This window comes from Neptuniibacter sp. QD37_6 (assembly GCF_047778085.1).
Classification (GTDB): Bacteria; Pseudomonadota; Gammaproteobacteria; order Pseudomonadales; family Balneatricaceae; genus Neptuniibacter.
The window spans coordinates 834,914-851,760 of record NZ_CP180550.1; the positions used below are offsets into that span (position 1 = coordinate 834,914).

The window sequence follows — 16,847 nt, forward strand, 5'->3', positions numbered from 1 at the left end:
CCATGAAGGGGGTTTCTGTGAAGCTTAAAGTTCTTGTTGCTAGTGTTGCTATGGTTACTGCACTAGGTGCTAATGCGGCTCAAAATTACGACAATTTCCCTGTAACTCTAAAAGGTTACAAAGGTGATGCTACTAATTCTGTTGCCTACACGGGTCAGGCTGCACGTCAGGTTCTTCACACTTCTTTGAAAAAATTGGCAGGCCAAGGTAACGGTCAGCCAAACGCTGAGCTTAAAGCAAAAATGCTTGCTTACTACGAAGGTAAAGATGCTGGTCGTGAGATCCTTTCTCCAGCAACTAAGGGCGGCTTCGTAGTTGCAGAGACTTCTGTAGACGAGATTTCTAAAGGCAAAAACCTATCCGGTAAAACGTTTAAAGGTGCTGTACCAGGCTGGCCTGGTAACATGACAGGTCCTGAAGTAATTACTTTCATGATCGAGAAAGCAGCAGCTTCTGACAAAGGTTATGACCCTCTAACAGGTTACGACTACCGTCAGCTTATCTCTAAGTTCGCAATGGGTGCAGTATTCTACAATCAGGCTGTAGATAACTACCTAGATGAAAAGCTAGATGCTGACAAAAAACCAAACAACAAGCCTTACAAAGAAGGTAAGCATTACACAGGTAAAGAGCACGCTTGGGACGAAGGTTTTGGTTACTTCGGTGCACCAGCGAATACGCTTAACCTGACAGCAGAAGATGTTTACAACATCGCTAAGCAGAAAGAAGGTGCGCTTGCTAAAGCTGACTTCAACAAAGACGGTAAAGTATCTCTTTACAATGAGATGACATACGCTCACGCATATTACGCAGCTGGCTTTGATAAGGGCGGTAAAACAACTTACCTGCACAATATCATGCAGGCTTTCGTTGATGGTCGTCAGCTGATCACAGATGCTAAAGGTGAAGCACTAACTGATAAGCAGCGTACAGAGCTTAAAGCTCACGCTGCGACTATCGCTGATAACTGGGAAATGGTTATCGCAGAAGCTGTATTCAAATACGCAGGCTCTACTTACAAAGACCTTAAAGAGATCAACAAGCTAGTTGAAACTAACGGCGATGTTGCTCCTGCATTCCGTGCTTACGCTAAGCACTGGGGTGAGTTGAAAGGTTTCGCACTAGCACTTCAAACAGGTAATAAAAACCTTGGTGAAACGGCTGTTAAACTTAACCGTTTGATCGGTTTCAGCCCTGTATTGCTGGGTAATACGCAAGTTGTTGGTCTAGACGACAAAGGTAACTACATCCAAGCGTCTTCTGGCGACATGAAGCAGTACATGCTACACATGCTTAAAGTTCAGCAGTTGATGGTTGATCAGTTTGGCGTTAAAGCGCGTAACAAAGATGTTCTTGGTGACATGGGCGCTCTAGCTGACAAACTGGGTTCTGGCGGTTACGTAGAAAACGACTAATTCGCTACAGAGCAATTGATAAAAGCCAGCCTTGCTAACAGGGCTGGTTTTTTTGTATTTGAGGGGGCTATGCTCGAGATCTTTTCTGAATTCTATAATTCAGTGCTAGCGGACTTTACCAATAGTAAAAAACGCGTCTATTGGGGCTACTTGTTAGCAGCTCTTGTTATTGCTGTCGTTTGGTTGGTTCAAACTAAACGAGTCTCTTTTGCTAAAGCGATTTCGATTATCTTTAGCGCCAAGGTTTGGTGGTCGCAATCAGCGAAAGCTGATTACCTTATTTTTCTGATCAACAAGTTCTCTTTTTTATTTATAGCGCCTTTGCTGTTAACACATGCGGTTGTTTTCGAATGGCTGTTTTTTAAATTTCATGAGTGGTGGGGTTATCAATCAGTTGGTAATGACTGGCCACTATGGACTATAACTGCACTATTCACATTCAGTTACTTTATCCTGAATGACTTCTCCCGTTTTTTTGTACACAAGCTTCTGCATGAAGTACCGTTTTTGTGGGAGTTTCATAAAGTCCACCACTCCGCGCGGGTTCTAACGCCGATCACAGTATTTCGTACCCATCCAGTTGAAGGAATTCTGTTTTCATTTAGATCGATATTTGTTCAAGGTTTTTTAATCGCAGTATTTACATTCCTGTTCGGTGATCGTGTTGATCTATTTATGTTTTACGGTGTGGTTGTAACGACCTTTCTATTTAATGTGCTGGGATCCAATTTGCGTCATTCCCAGATAGCGATCGGTTATTGGGGCGGAGTAGAGCGATGGTTGATCTCGCCTGCGCAGCATCAGATCCATCATTCAACCTTGCCTAAGCATTTTGATAAAAACTATGGGGTTATCTTGGCGGTTTGGGATCGTTGGACAGGTACTCTGGTTCATTCTGAACGAGATCAGAAATTAGAGTTTGGTATTTCTAGAAAAGTAGAGGCGAATGAGCAAAATGTTCTCTATCTTTATTTTCAGCCGTTTAAATCACTGTTAAGTCGTTTAAGGCCGATATCGAAGCCAAAAGTAGCAAATGATAATTGAATAGATATATATCAATGATAACGGTTATCGTTTATGATTCTATTCTTACTTTAAGACACGTTTTGTATTGTTGAGTGTTGAGGTTTTTAATGAAGATAAATGCTTTAGCTAAGATTGTTTCCTCTGTTGGTGCTGTTGCTGCTGTCACTGTATCCGCTTTATTGCCTACATCTGCTTTTGCTCAAGAAGCAGGTGTTGTAAATGTTTATTCGGCACGTAAAGAAGCCTTGATTAAACCGCTTCTAGATCGTTTTACCGACGAAACAGGTATCAATGTAAACCTTGTTACAGGTAAAGCTGATGCGCTTTTAAAGCGCCTTGAGGTAGAAGGTAAAGCAAGCCCTGCTGATCTGTTTGTTACTGTCGATGCCGGTCGTTTACACCGCGCTAAGAGTGCTGGTGTTCTTCAGGTGTCTGGAAGCGACACTCTAAATAAAGTTATTCCGCAAAGTCTTAAAGATGCTGATGGCTATTGGTATGGCATGTCACAGCGTGCAAGAACGATCTTTTACGTAAAAGGTAAAGTCGATCCTTCAGAGTTGTCCACTTATGAAAATCTAGCTGATCCAAAATGGAAAGGGCGTATCTGTGTTCGTTCTTCCAATAATATTTATAACCAATCCTTAGTTGCCTCTATGATCGATGCTATCGGCGTAGAGAAAACTGAAGCTTGGGCTAAAGGTTTAGTGAAAAACTTCGCTAAGCCACCTTCAGGTGGTGATACTGATCAGCTAAAAGCCGCTGCTGCAGGCGTATGTGATATCGCGTTAGCAAACACTTACTATTTTGGTCGTTTGTTGAATAGCGAAAATGCTGAAAAGAAAGCAGTTGGAGCTAAATTGGCAACGTTTTGGCCAAACCAAGCTGACCGTGGTGTTCACATGAATGTTAGTGGCGCAGGTATAACTAAGCATGCTCGTAATGTTGAAAATGCTGTGAAGCTAATGGAATTTATGGCCTCTGACCAGTCTCAGGCTTGGTACGCAGAGGTGAATAACGAATACCCTGTCGTAACGACTGCTAAAGTGTCTGACACGTTGGCTGGGTTGGGTGAATTTACTGCTGACGATATTGTGTTGAGCAAGCTAGGTGAAAATAACCGTAGCGCAGTTGAATTAATGGACCGCGCTGGTTGGAAGTGATCTATTTTACTATCAAGTAATTGTTTATTAAGTGATAGAATAGCTTGACCTAAGCGCCTGCAGAGAAGTCTTACAGGCGTTTTCTGTTTTTTCAGAGCCTGTAAAAATAATGCCTGCAGTTAAATTCAAACAATTTGGACAAAACTGGCTTGCGACGAGTTCTTTCGTTGTGACCTTTCTGTTGTTACTGCCGATTGCTGTAATCGTTGGATTTGTTTTTAACGGCTCTGCAGATGTTTTCTCTCATCTATACAACACGGTCCTCGCTGATTACGTCAGTAATTCATTGCTACTCATGCTCGGCGTGGGGTTTGGTGTTCTTCTTCTAGGTATCCCAACCGCTTGGCTCACAAGCGTTTGCGAATTCCCTGGGCGCAAATTGTTTGCTTGGGCTCTGCTTCTGCCTTTAGCTGTCCCTGCCTATATCATTGCTTACACTTATACGGGCTTATTGGACTATGCTGGCCCAGTGCAAACCCTAATCAGAGATATCACCGGACTAGGCTATGGCGGGTATTGGTTTTTCGAAGTTCGCTCTTTAGGTGGAGCGATTGTGATGTTGGCTTTAGTGTTGTATCCATACGTGTATCTGTTAAGCCGAGCAGCCTTTCTCGAGCAATCCGCCAGTACTTTGGAAGTCAGCAGAACACTTGGCTATAACCAGTGGCAGGGGTTATTTAAATTAGCCTTACCTTTAGCGCGTCCTGCAATCATTGCTGGCTTAACTCTGGCGTTGATGGAGACATTGGCTGATTACGGCACAGTGCAGTATTTTGGCGTTAGTACCTTTACTACTGGTATTTTTCGTACCTTTTATGGTTTTGGCGACTCCGCTGCTGCTGCTCAATTAGCAGCTTTTCTACTTGGATTCGTAGCACTCTTAGTTTTAGTCGAAAAATATTCTCGCCGTAAAGCGCGGTATCACTCTTCAGCAGAATATAAAGCCAAGGCTAAGTTAATTGAGTTGAAAGGCGGTAAGGCATTTTTTGCCTTTGTCGTATGTTTATTTCCTGTTCTATTTGGTTTTCTGATTCCTGCAGGCTTGCTTGGATATTGGAGTTTTACACAGGCAGATCTATCGGATGGTGATTTTGTCGAGTTAGCTTGGAACTCTTTCTATTTAGCATTTTTAGCAGCCTTGATTGCTGTAGGCTTTGCGCTGTTACTTGCTTATGCCGGTCGCTTAACGCCAAGTAAGGGTGTACGTTTCTCTATTGCGACGGCAGGGATGGGATATGCATTACCAGGAACGATTATCGCAATAGGGGTTATCATCCCATTTGCGTGGATGGATCACCAACTAATCGCGGTTGCCAAAAAATGGTTCGATATTGATTTAGGGTTGATCCTTTCAGGGACAATTGTCGCGCTATTATTTGCTTATACTGTTCGCTTCTTAGCGGTCTCGCTGGGCGCGATTCAGAGTGGTTTAGGAAAGATAAAACCAAGTCTAGATGGCGCGGCGCGCACTTTAGGCTGTACGCCGTTACAAGTATTAAAACAGGTGCATGTACCTTTGATGCGTAGCTCGGTATTAACTGCGCTTCTGATTGTTTTTGTCGATGTTTTAAAAGAGCTACCAGCTACTCTTATATTGAGGCCTTTCAACTTCAACACGCTAGCTGTTAGAGCGTTTGAGTTGGCGTCAGATGAAAGATTGATCGATGCAGCGCCAGCGTCATTATTGATAGTGGCGGTAGGTCTATTACCGGTGATTTTACTAAGCCGCTCAATATCTAAAGGGCGTGCAGGAAACTAAGTTATGAGCCAAGCAAAACACCTTTTAATTGATGATGTTACCTTAGCCTATGGTGACATTGAGGTTGTGCATGATGTTTCTTTGGGATTAGAAAAGGGTGAAATTGGCTGTCTCTTGGGGCCTAGTGGCTGTGGTAAATCTACACTGCTAAGATCGATTGCAGGGTTTGAGCCAGTTAAGTCGGGCGAGATATCCATGTTGGGCCAGCAGTTATCCACTTCGCAATTTTGTATGCCTACAGAACAGCGCAACATTGGTATGGTTTTCCAAGATATCGCATTGTTCCCGCATTTGAGCATCGCCGATAATATTGCATTTGGTATCAAAAATTGGAGCAGAACTGATAAGACCGCCCGTATTTCAGAGCTGCTTGAGCTTGTCGGTTTACCGGGTGTAGAGGAGCGCTACCCTCACTCTTTATCGGGTGGCCAGCAACAACGAATCGCCCTTGCGCGTGCGATGGCACCAAAGCCTGATCTACTGTTGTTGGATGAGCCGTTTTCTGGCTTAGATGCTAACCTTCGTGAAACTCTAGTGCCTGAGATCCGAGATATCCTCAAGCGAGAAGAGATGAGCGCTATTCTGGTAACTCACGACCAGATGGAAGCCTTTGCAATGGCAGATAAAATTGCCGTAATGCAACAGGGTGTTATTCAACAGTGGGGTACAGCTTTTAATATCTATCATGAACCAAAAACTCGCTTTGTAGCTGACTTTATCGGTTTGGGAGAGTTTCTTAAGGCGCGTATTAAAGATGCTTATTCGGTTGAAACATCTTTGGGCGTTTTGGTCGGGGATGAAAAGTTAGTCTATGCGCCAGGGACTGAAGTTGAGTTGTTAATTCGACCAGATGATATCCAGCATGAAGAAGACAGTGATATAACTGGGCTCATTGTCAGTAAGTGGTTTAGAGGCTCGCACTACCTTTACCAAGTTCAATTGGATAATGGCGAAATCGTACCTTGTATCACGGCCTGCCATCATGATCATGATGTAGGTGAGCGTATTGGGTTAAAAATTGAATTTGATCACCTTGTAGTTCTTCCAATTTGCGATCCGGAATCGGGAGTTTGCGAGATTCAAGAGTCAGATGTAGTACCTGCTGCCAGTGCTTAAATAAGCGTTTACCCTTAAACTTTCTGTTTACGTCGTTCTAAACTGTTAAAACTGTTAGCTTCACAATATTGCTAACAGTTGTTGCTATGCGGTAAAAAATTGATAGTTTAATAGTTTTTTTTGCCTATAAATAAATTCTCAATCCTGATGTGGTTTTGGTTCTTAACCTGCTGAAAAAACAAGTGTTTATTTTATTTTTTAATTCCTGTTATTGTTTGTTCTATTAATTTCTTGTGCTGCTGTCGATGCTGTAGTGAAGATTAATGCTGCGTTGCATCTACTTCCTTATTTGTATTGCTTTGTCACTTTTGTTTCATAGTATTGGATTATCCTTATTACTCTTCAACCAAAGTCATATTATTATCGTTGAAGAGATCGGATTATGATCGATATATAACCAACTTATGAAATACCTTATTCAAAGCCTCAAGCTGGTGGGTATTCTTAACTTGGAAATGATGGACCATAAATAATTACTACAAAGCACAAATGCGTAAAAAGGGGATGTAACATGGGTCAAAAAATTGCCCTAGTAACAGGTGGAACAGGTGGCTTAGGTACGTCGATTTGCCGTGAATTGGTTGATGGTGGATTTCGAGTAGTTGCTGGTTACAACAGTGGTGGAGACCATTCAAAAGCTCAAGCTTGGCAAGCAGAGCAAAAAGAAGCAGGTTATGAGATTGATGTAGCTTACGGTGATGTGACTGATGCTGAGTCATGTGCTCAGTGTATAGCTACAGTTGAAGAGCTGACGGGCGGCACTGTTGATATTCTGATAAATAACGCCGGTATCACACGTGATGGTCAGTTTAAAAAGATGAGTTGGGAACAGTGGGATGAGGTGTTAACAGCAAACCTTGATTCTATGTTCCATATGACCCGTTTAGTTATCAACGGCATGATTGATAGCGGTTGGGGCCGTATCATCAATATCTCTTCTGTAAACGCTCAGAAAGGTCAGTTTGGTCAGTGTAACTACTCTGCAGCAAAAGCAGGTATTCATGGTTTCACTAAAGCCTTGGCTCAAGAGGTCGCACGTAAAGGTGTGACGGTAAATACGGTTTCGCCTGGTTATATTAAAACTGCAATGGTGGCGAAGATCGCTCAAGAGATTCAAGATCAGATTTGCGCTGGTATCCCTGTAGGTCGTTTTGGTACGCCTGAAGAGATTGGTCACATGTGTAATTTCTTGTGTGGCGAGCATTCTGGTTATATCACAGGTGCGGATATGTCGGTGAATGGCGGCTTGCATATGTCATAAAGCTGAATAGCCTATATAAAAAAACCGCTTTTAGCGGTTTTTTTGTTTCTAATCTTTTTAGAGTACTTGCTGCAATCTTTCTTCAAAGCGTTCATTGAACTCTTCGAAATGAGCAGCAAAAGGTATTCCTAGCCATTCTTGTTCGAGTTGTTTGATCTCACTGAGATTAAAGCCCTGCTTTTGTTCAGCTAGTGCTTGCTGTAAGCGCTCCATCTGATATTCCATGCGCAGTGCTTGGTCTTCCGGTGGTGAAGGCTGAGAAGTTGCGATCTCCAAGCGAATGCACAGATGACGCAAACGTTGCTCTTGGGTATTGATCATCTCATCCATTTGATCTGGATTAGAGATCAGAGATAGCAGAACAGCAAAGCGCTGATCAATATCTGATGTATCAGAAGGTGATGCAGGTTCGTGTTCCCAAGCTTCTCGTAGTGAGTCTAAGCAGTCGCTTGTCGTTTCATCCAAAATTGCATGTTCAAGCTGTTCACAAATCTCTGCTTTACGCTGAATCGTCAGATATGGCTCAGACTCAAATTGTTTCAACTCGTGCTTTTGGCGCTGCACATAGTTAATCGCTTTCTCGATACGCTCAGATAGCGTTTCGTCCTCTACTGGAAGATGCTGTTGCATCGAGCCAAGCAATTCTTGTAGATTGTTTAGACTGGCACCGGTTTCAATCAGCTGTTCAAGTTCATTGCACTGCTTTTCTAAAGCATTGCTGTTTTGTGACGGAGAGCTGCCTTCTTTCAATGATGATTTATCAGCGAAATACATTTCAAAAATTTGACTGCAGTTCTCTCTGAATTGGTTCCAAAGCTTTCGTTCCTGATTACGTGGAGCAGGGCCAATTAGTTTCCAAGCCTTTTGCAGCTCTTTAACCTGCTCTGTTGCATCATGAAGATTTGTTGCTTGCAGAAGTTGCTCTGTTTCGGCGATTAAACTTTGCTTTTCTTTGGCGTTCGCTTGTCGAATCTCTTTTAGCGGAGCATCTAGCTCTTTTAGCAGTTGATCGAATTGAACTTGTAGCTTTTTACCTGGAGCACGATCAACAGGGGAATAATTACGCCATTCTGTTTTCGCTTGGTGGATCTGATGACTATAGTCTTTCCAGCTTTCGACAGTCTCTTCTTGAGGTGCTTGCAGGTTTTTTAGCTCCTCTAAGATCAGGTGGCGCTTTTCTAAATTGCTCTTGCGAATATCCCGTTGCTGAGCAAAGTGCTGGTCACAAGGGGCATATGCAGTGTCAGAGGCCTTCTTGAAACGTTTCCAAAGCTGTTGCGAATGAACAGAATCGGTCGCATCAAGTAGTTTCCACTTTTTCTGAATTCTACGAACTTGGGTCGCTAAATCTTGTACTGCAAGGTTGGATTGGCTAAGCGCTTCCATCTCTTCACATAGGGATTCTTTTTTCGGTGCAACTGCATAAGCCTGCCAATCCCTAATCTCTTGGAGTTCGGCTCCAAGTGCTTTAATGCGCTGTTCAAGCTCTGGTGTTAGATTGCCATTTAAGCGTTTGCTTAGTTGTTCCGCTTTTTTAATTTGCTTATCTGCCGAGCGAATTTCGCCGGATGAAATTGCAGATTTTAGTCCATCTAAGACATCGCTAAGCTCTTTTTGTAGCTGTAGCGCATGATTATTATCGGCGTCTAGGCGTAACTTCGCGTTAGCTAAGCCTTCTTCTAGCTGTGTTAGTGAAGCAGGCTTCTCTTGTAATTTAGGCCAGCTAAATTTATTTATCAGTTGTGTAGCTTCTTGCGCGGCTTTGTTTAATGGCTCTATCTCAGATGAACCATTCAATACAGTACACAGAGCTTTAATTTTCTTTTCAGCTTCAAGCAGATGAAAATAAGAAACCAATAGGTTCTTTAATTGAGCGGTGATTTTATCGAAGCTAGCCTGCTCATCTTTGCTGCTGTATTGCTTAACTGCTGTCCAATCAGTACAAAGCGATTCCAATCGAGACTGGAATGATTTTAACTGTTCCTGATCTGCGGGTAATGCGGTGCTTTGTTCTTTTAGAATGCAAAGCTCAGAGTAAACAGCGTGGCTTTGCGCTTTTTGCTTCTCTAGCTGAGCAGCTTTCTCTTGCTGAGCCTGTTGTTCTGCATCATGCTTCCGGATTGTTTCGGAACAACGTTCTAGCTTTTCTTGGAAAAACTCTTGTTGTTCTTCATTCGTTGAAGCGCGAAGTTTTTCCCAGTCGGCTTCAATAGCAGTCATCTTCGCGGAATACAGCGGGAAGAATTCAGTTGTAGCGAGTTGTTGAATAGACGCTAACTGTTTCTGGATTGCTTCTTGTTGAGCTTGTTCTAGCTTCTCTTGTTCACGAATGACTTGAAGCTTTTCTTTCGTGACTTTAACGACGCCTTTATCTTTATTACGAGCTGCCTTTTGGAGCTGCTCAAGAATCTCTTCACTATTGATCTGTCCGGCAGCTAGGACGCGCAAGCTAGCCCGTTGGCTTTTCTCTGCGATAAGAACAAGATCATGATCGTCAGTAACTTGCATGACGGCTTGCTCACGAAGCCGTTCGTCTTGGCTATTAAGAGCAATATGGGTCAGTAGATCGCCATCAGTAATGTAGGCTAGTGCGGAGCTTTTTTCTTCCTGAAGCGGCGTATCTTCTTGGCTCAGAAGGATCTGGCTAATTCGGTGTAGAGCTAAGTGTTGGATATTGCTAGAACGGTCGTTCTGGCTGATCTGGACTAATAAATTGAGGTCGGATAGCTTTTCAGTAGCACTTAAACGTACTGTTTCATCCTCGTCCTTCAGTGCTAGCTGCGATAGGATCGTTTGAGCATCGGCATCAGTTTCGCGAAGCTTTGCAATCGCTTTGATCCGCTTTTCGGGCTTGGCATGTTGCCAATTGGGCTTTAAAAATCTTGCTAGCATAGTGACCTGTACTTCTACGGCTACGCGTATATATGATGGAACGCGCTACCTTTAAGGGCCAATATTCTACCTGAGAATTAGGATTCTGACAGCGTTGACATTAAGATAATGTGCCAGCAAAGAGAGTTTTTTTTGAGAGACTGTGACAAAAGAAAAGGCAAACCCAGACTATTACAGAGTTAGGGTTTGTTGCTAAGCCCAAGAAATAGAAGGTCTTTGGGAAAGGGCACGGATAAAAAAAGCAAATTTTGCTTACCGGGCCCTTATGAAAGATGAAAAATTGTCTTCTTACTAGGTCCTAACCTCTACATCACCGTCGACGTAGAACCAGAATCCATCATCTTTGCGGAAGTTCGATTTTTCATACAAAGTACCACTTTGATCATCCGTTTCGAAATTGGCTTCGAACTCAACCATTCCGGTTTCGTCAGATCGATTGCCTTGGTTTGTGTCCAAAATTGTTAGACCTGTCCAGTTAGTGTATTTCACTTGGTCGGCTAAAATTTCGGCATCGTCTTCGCCGCGGTTTTCTGGTGCAGTGGTATTGATTAGATAATCGATAGCACCCAGCGCGAAGGCTGTGTAGCGGGATCGCATCAATGCTTCCGCCGTTGGTGCAGGTTTTTGCCCTTGTACGATAGGTTTGCAGCAGTAATCAAAAGGTTTGTTGGAACCACAGGGACAAACTTTGTTCATTACATCCTGATTATGAGACATGGGTGAACCCTTAACATTGAAATGTTAATCTGAAATACAGAGCGTTTTATTGGCTATTCTTTTAAAATATATAGCTAATAACCACATTATATCTATCAGATTTACCCTTTTGGCAAGGATAATTTATGGCTAATGCGCCTTTAACATTTTTTTGGCATGACTATGAAACATTTGGCGCAGATCCTAAACGCGATTGGCCGGTCCAGTTTGCCGGTTTTCGTACCGATGATCAGCTAAACATCATCGAAGAGCCGGTGATGTTTTATTGCAAACCAAGTGAGGACCAACTCCCTCATCCAGAAGCGTGTTTGATTACAGGGATTACACCGCAAAAAGCGATAGAAGAGGGTGTGTGTGAAGCGGATTTCTTTGCACAGATTCATGAGCAGCTTGCTCGCCCTGGCACATGTGGTGTGGGCTACAACAGCATTCGTTTTGATGATGAAGTAACCCGATACGGTTTGTATCGTAACTTCTTTGATCCCTATTCCCGAGAGTGGCAAAACGGTTGTTCCCGTTGGGATATTATCGATATGTTGCGATTGACTCGATCCCTACGTCCTGATGGGATTACTTGGCCTAAATATGAAGATGGCTCACCAAGTCTGAGGCTAGAAGATTTAACGGTGGCTAATGGTATTGATCATGGTCATGCCCATGATGCTTTATCAGATGTATATGCCACCATTGGGATGGCGAAACTGGTTCGGGAAAAGCAGCCTAAGTTATTTCATTACGTGCTAAATAACCGTAGTAAGCAATCCATTCAAAACCTGCTAGATCCGCAAAGTCATAAGCCTGTGTTGCATGTTTCTTCTCGTTATCCGGCTGAACATGGTAATGCTGCTATTGTGGCACCCTTGGCGACACACCCTGTGAATAAAAATGGGGTGTTAGTGTGGGATCTGCGTGTGAATCCAGAACCTCTGATGCAATTACCGGTCGAAGAGTTGAGGCGTTTACTTTATACCAAGTATTCAGAACTCACTGACGCAGACCCGAAAATCGCGTTAAAGCAGGTGCATATAAATAAGTGCCCGATCATAGCGCCTGCCGGCATGTTGAATACAGAGGAAGCAGCCCGTTTGCAGATTGATGGGGATGTGTGTCGAACGCATTTGCAGATGCTACGAAGTTTTACTGGTCTGTCACAGAAAATTGCCGATATCTATAGTGAGAGTCCTTTTGAGGCGGAAAGCGATCCGGATATGATGCTATACAGTGGTGGTTTCTTTACGCCATCTGATCGTAAATCCATGGATCAAATTCGCCAAACGGGCCCGATGGAGTTGGCTGAGCTGGATCTACCATTCCAAGATCCTCGGCTCGAGGAGATGTTGTTGCGCTATAAAGCGCGTAATTGCAGCTCCGTGTTAAGTCACGAAGAGCAGATTCAATGGGAAGATTACCGTCGTCGTAAGTTGTTAAAGGGCGAGGGCGGTCATTTGACTATGGATACATTCTATCAGCGATTGAATGAGCTCTATGGTCAGCCTGAAATGGATGATAATAAACGCCATATTCTGGAAGAATTAGCTGTATACGCTGAGGCTATTTATCCTATGGAAGATGTTTTTGACGATGCCTATTAGATCGATTGCTTTCGGTGTGTGCCTTATGTCTTGCGTAGTAAGTGCGGAGGAAGAGATCGAGGTACCTATCGATTATGAGATAACCACACCTAAAGGTTATTTCTACGGCACGGTTGATGGTGAGACTGCCTACAAGGATTGGCGCAGAGGCACCTTTGATAAAGAGCGCATGAATGAGATCAAACCTAAGGACTTGCCGAGTAATTTGCCAGAGCCGGTCGTGATCCCTTATGTTCCACCCGTGGTCAACGAAGTACCTGCAGGTAAGCCGAAAAAGCCACCTCTAAAAGGTGAGGACAAGATCTTTGTGCAGATTGGTAAGGATGAGAAGAAAGCGCGATGCCTTATCTTAGGGCAAGGCTGTGAAGAGCTGGTGGAACCTGAAGTCAAAGATTCGGTTTATTTCCGTCCGATAGAAGCGCAAAAGCAAAAACAGTTGGAATTAGAGCAAGAAAAAGCTAAAAAACGCACGATTATTAATCCAGACCAATAATCGTGCGATTTTCTTAGTGAGAGGGACCTTCAGTTATCAGGAGTGAAAGCGCCCTGATCTCTACGTTGCTTAAATAATCGAGTTAATTGTGTCGGCTCGGTTGCAGGGCGTTCAAACTTCTTGCCTGTGCTTAAGACCGTTAAACGGCGATCAAACAGACCAGCGTAGCGTTTGGATAGATCGTCTAAGGTTACTTTCTCTACAGCTTCCGCAAGCTTCTTGCGGGTATCAAACTCTGTTTCACTCCAATCGAGCTCTCGCCAGAACCGCTTGGTACGACTGGATAGCTTTTTATCCTGCTTAGTGATTCTTGAAATTACACTGCGTTTAAATTTGTTCAGCTCTTCCTGGTTTAATTGCGAGATTAAATTGCTCGATTGCATTAAGAACTGATCAATCTCTTTTACCAGCGTTTTGCCGTCTGCCACAGGGGATTGCACAATAAATGCAATACCCGGTGTTTTGTGCATCTGTAAAGGCGTGCCGAAGACGATGTATCCCAGCTGTTTTTCGGTGCGCAGCTGATTGTAGAAAGGCGCGGATAAAATTTCGCTCAATACAGAGAATTCAGCTTTCTCTTTATTGCTGTTGTTATTGCCTTGTAGCAAAACAGAGATCGCCGAATCATCATGATCAATCACTAACTTATCTGTAAGTTGCTGCTGGCGCGGTACTTGAACTACTTGGACAGGCGCGACTTCTTTAGCGCCTGATTGCCATAGGTTATCTTTGATCAGTGAAGCGATAGTTTCAGCATCTACTTCGCTTATATTGCCATGTGTAAGTAGTTTAATGTCCGGCGTTTCCTGCAATTTAACTGCATAAGCGGCAAGATCTCTAACCGTCAGTTTTTCTGCTTCAAGACGTTCCTCTGCATTACTCCATTGAGGTAGAAGCAATTCATACAGACGGCTCGTCGTTTGATTGTACGGTTTATCATTCAGCTGGTTCGCTAAGTTATCTAGATACTTCTGCTTAAGGATCTCAAAACGCTCTTTTGGTAGGTCCGGTTTATTAATCGCAGAAACCACATCTTTTGTTAGTAGATCTAGCTTGTCGTTATAACCAGATAAGCGAACCGTAAAGCCCTTCATATGTGGATAAATATTCGTGCCTAGACCAGCTAGATAAGCATCATAGAGTGTTTCATTGAGTTGCTCTTGCAGCATCTCAGTGAAGAGGCTGTTCATCACCCAGTTTTTAGCGCTGGTATTGGCAAATGGGGTTTGCAGAGTGAAATAAGCATTCGCTTTCGGCACATTGAAGCTGACATCGGTCAAATGCCAATGTTCGAAACCTTGTTTATCTTGCAGCAGATAAGGCGCTTGTTTAGTTTCGGCTGCTAGAAGATCTAGGTCCTGAGCAATAAATGGGTTAGTGCTGCGAACCGTTAATTTCGGATCAATTGCTTTAACGGCGAAGCTTTTCAAGGTTTCCGCATTAAACTGAGAAACTTCAAAAGGTACGTTGTAGTCAGGTTCTGTTTGGTTGCCTTTAACATCACGCGCTTTAATGGTCACCAGCATATTCTCTGGCTTGATCTGATCCAGATATTGCTTAATCAGCTCAGGCTTAAACTCATTAAAGATATAGTTCGCTGAGATGACTTTCTCCGTTGGGAAAAATTGCATCTGTCGTGTTAAACCGCTCACCATGTGGATGGGTTCTGATTGCTCCTGAAAGGTGAAACGGATGTTGCTCAGTTGTTTCTCTTCATCAAATAGCGCTTTTTGAATTCCGCTCTGTTTTAGCAATTCAACATACTGGAATACCATTTGGATAACTTGCTGGTACTGCTCTAGGCCTTGTTCGGTTAGGCGCATGCTGACCATAAAGCTGGCTTGGTTATTTAGATCATGACCTTGTGAAGCAGAAAGGGACGTTGCCAAGCCTTTCTCTTTCAGTAGAGAAAGTAAGCTGCCTTTGCCTTCATAGCCGATCAGGTTGCTGATGTAATACAGCGGCTTACTTTCCCAATGACTGCGTGTTTCAGCAGTGGGGAAGGTTAGCGTAAGTGAGCGGATATCTTTTACGCTTTTGATTTTAACCAACTGCGGTAGTTGCTTCGGATTAAACAGAGAGGTTTTGGTTTCAAGCGCTTTAGAATCGTAGTTTTTAACCGCACTGAATTTCTCTCTTACCATCTGTTCTAATTGGTCTAGTGGCTCTCTACCTTGCACGGCAAGTGCCATCAGATTGGCAGAATAATAGCGCTGATAAAATTCGATTAACTCTTTACGGATTGGGCGCTCGGGAGTATTGGCTAGAGTTTCTAAACTACCCACTGCAAACCAGTTGTGGCTATTTTGTTGGTTCATCAAAGATTTTGTTACGGCATAGCTACGGCGGTAATCATCTTTAATCTTTGATTGATATTCTGAGTGAACAGCATGGCGCTCGCGATCTACGTATTTTTCATCAAATAGTGGCGCGATAAAGAACTGGGCAAAGCGATCTAAAGCGGGTTCTAAATTATCAGCAGTAACATCAAAGAAGTAGTTGGTGTTTTCCATCGATGTATAAGCATTATGTCCGCCACCATGAGAACGTATGAAGCTCTGATATTCATCCGCTGCTGGGTATTTTTCGGTGCCTAGGAACAGCATGTGCTCTAGATAATGAGCCAGACCCGCGCGATCTTTAGGGTTAGCGCTAGAGCCCACCGCTACATTCATAGAGGCAGCCGCTTTGTCACTTTTAGGATTTGAGATCAATAAAACGCGCAGCTGATTATCTAAGGTTAGGCTGCGATACACATTTGGATCGTTGGGACTTTTTTCGACGTCTGCGAATACTGATGTGGATAAAACCGCAGACAATAGACCAGCAAAAACAACTAGCCGTGGCATGGAAAGAGTTAGCATAAAAATAAGCCTTGAATCGTAAAAACGCCAAAATGTTATGTTGTGACAAAGCATAACGGTTAGGGTTCCTTAATCCAACTCAATGGATTTAGTAAGCGTGGGTGTTACAATCCAGATCTTCGTCAAAAAAGTTCAGGAGTTGAAGGAAGCGATGAACAAGGAAAAAGTGATTTTTGCGTTTTTTATTGTGTTGGCATTGACGCTCAACTTTGGCTTCTTTCTTGGGGATATAGAAAACCCAGCTCACCATAACGTTTACGAGTTTTTTGCTGCATTGGTTGTCAGCATGATTTGTACAGTCATTAAATTTGGTGACCGAACTCATCTAGGTGCATTGATGCTAGCTACCTCATTAGTTGCTGACCTGCAACTAATCGTCGCTGCAGGAATTTGGGGTTACGCAGAGCAGATTAGCGGTATTGGTATGGACCCATCTAATATGTCGAGCGTTGTTTCTCTAAGTGCAGGCGCGCTCTTAGCCAATGTTATCTCGGTTATTTTGTTGGTAGTTGAAACTGCCATGCTGCGTCGATAAGCACTGAGCGATTATTC

12 protein-coding genes are annotated in these 16,847 nt (G+C 43.3%); 9 read left to right on the forward strand and 3 right to left on the reverse strand.

The features are described 5' to 3' along the window. Positions 1-17 precede the first annotated feature (17 nt). From ACMXYO_RS03745 to phbB, 6 genes are all read left to right on the forward strand, one after another. Entirely contained in the window at positions 18-1,415 is a 1,398-nt protein-coding gene (locus ACMXYO_RS03745) for a DUF4856 domain-containing protein (protein WP_415887132.1), read from the forward strand. Positions 1,416-1,484: 69 nt separating this feature from the next. After that, on the forward strand, positions 1,485-2,459 hold the full coding sequence (locus tag ACMXYO_RS03750) for a sterol desaturase family protein (protein ID WP_415887134.1): 975 nt from the start codon (positions 1,485-1,487) through the stop codon (positions 2,457-2,459). A gap of 89 nt (positions 2,460-2,548) precedes the next feature. Continuing rightward, positions 2,549-3,601 carry a Fe(3+) ABC transporter substrate-binding protein gene (locus ACMXYO_RS03755; RefSeq protein ID WP_415887135.1) on the forward strand — a complete coding sequence of 351 codons (1,053 nt, stop codon included), beginning with the start codon at positions 2,549-2,551 and terminating at the stop codon, positions 3,599-3,601. Between the two features lie 109 nt (positions 3,602-3,710). After that, positions 3,711-5,360 carry an ABC transporter permease gene (locus tag ACMXYO_RS03760; protein WP_415887136.1) on the forward strand — a complete coding sequence of 550 codons (1,650 nt, stop codon included), beginning with the start codon at positions 3,711-3,713 and terminating at the stop codon, positions 5,358-5,360. A 3-nt stretch (positions 5,361-5,363) separates the two neighbouring features. Next, the gene (locus ACMXYO_RS03765) at positions 5,364-6,476 is read left to right on the forward strand and encodes an ABC transporter ATP-binding protein (RefSeq protein WP_415887137.1); all 1,113 of its coding nucleotides are present in this window, start codon (positions 5,364-5,366) and stop codon (positions 6,474-6,476) included. Positions 6,477-6,987: 511 nt separating this feature from the next. Then, positions 6,988-7,737, forward strand: coding sequence for an acetoacetyl-CoA reductase (gene phbB, locus ACMXYO_RS03770; protein WP_415887138.1), 750 nt, complete (start codon positions 6,988-6,990; stop codon positions 7,735-7,737). 57 nt (positions 7,738-7,794) lie between these two features. On the opposite strand, the gene ACMXYO_RS03775 is transcribed toward phbB, so the two are convergent. Together ACMXYO_RS03775 and ACMXYO_RS03780 are read right to left on the reverse strand one after the other, a co-directional pair. Further along, entirely contained in the window at positions 7,795-10,629 is a 2,835-nt protein-coding gene (locus tag ACMXYO_RS03775; RefSeq protein WP_415887139.1) for a DUF349 domain-containing protein, read from the reverse strand. A 291-nt stretch (positions 10,630-10,920) separates the two neighbouring features. Next, positions 10,921-11,346 (reverse strand): YchJ family protein, encoded by a 426-nt coding sequence (locus tag ACMXYO_RS03780; RefSeq protein WP_415887140.1) that lies wholly within the window; start codon positions 11,344-11,346, stop codon positions 10,921-10,923. Positions 11,347-11,471: 125 nt separating this feature from the next. Between ACMXYO_RS03780 and sbcB the strand changes: the two genes are divergently transcribed. Continuing rightward, positions 11,472-12,938, forward strand: a complete 1,467-nt coding sequence (sbcB, locus tag ACMXYO_RS03785) for an exodeoxyribonuclease I (RefSeq protein WP_415887141.1) — start codon at positions 11,472-11,474, stop codon at positions 12,936-12,938. Positions 12,939-12,963: 25 nt separating this feature from the next. After that, positions 12,964-13,431: a hypothetical protein gene (locus ACMXYO_RS03790; RefSeq protein WP_415887142.1), complete on the forward strand. Its 468-nt coding sequence runs from the start codon at positions 12,964-12,966 to the stop codon at positions 13,429-13,431. A gap of 29 nt (positions 13,432-13,460) precedes the next feature. Here ACMXYO_RS03790 and ACMXYO_RS03795 read toward each other — a convergent pair whose 3' ends face one another. After that, entirely contained in the window at positions 13,461-16,295 is a 2,835-nt protein-coding gene (locus ACMXYO_RS03795) for an insulinase family protein (RefSeq protein WP_415887144.1), read from the reverse strand. Positions 16,296-16,392: 97 nt separating this feature from the next. Between ACMXYO_RS03795 and ACMXYO_RS03800 the strand changes: the two genes are divergently transcribed. Beyond that, positions 16,393-16,830 (forward strand): DUF6394 family protein, encoded by a 438-nt coding sequence (locus ACMXYO_RS03800; RefSeq protein WP_415883675.1) that lies wholly within the window; start codon positions 16,393-16,395, stop codon positions 16,828-16,830. The last annotated feature ends 17 nt before the right edge of the window (positions 16,831-16,847 follow it).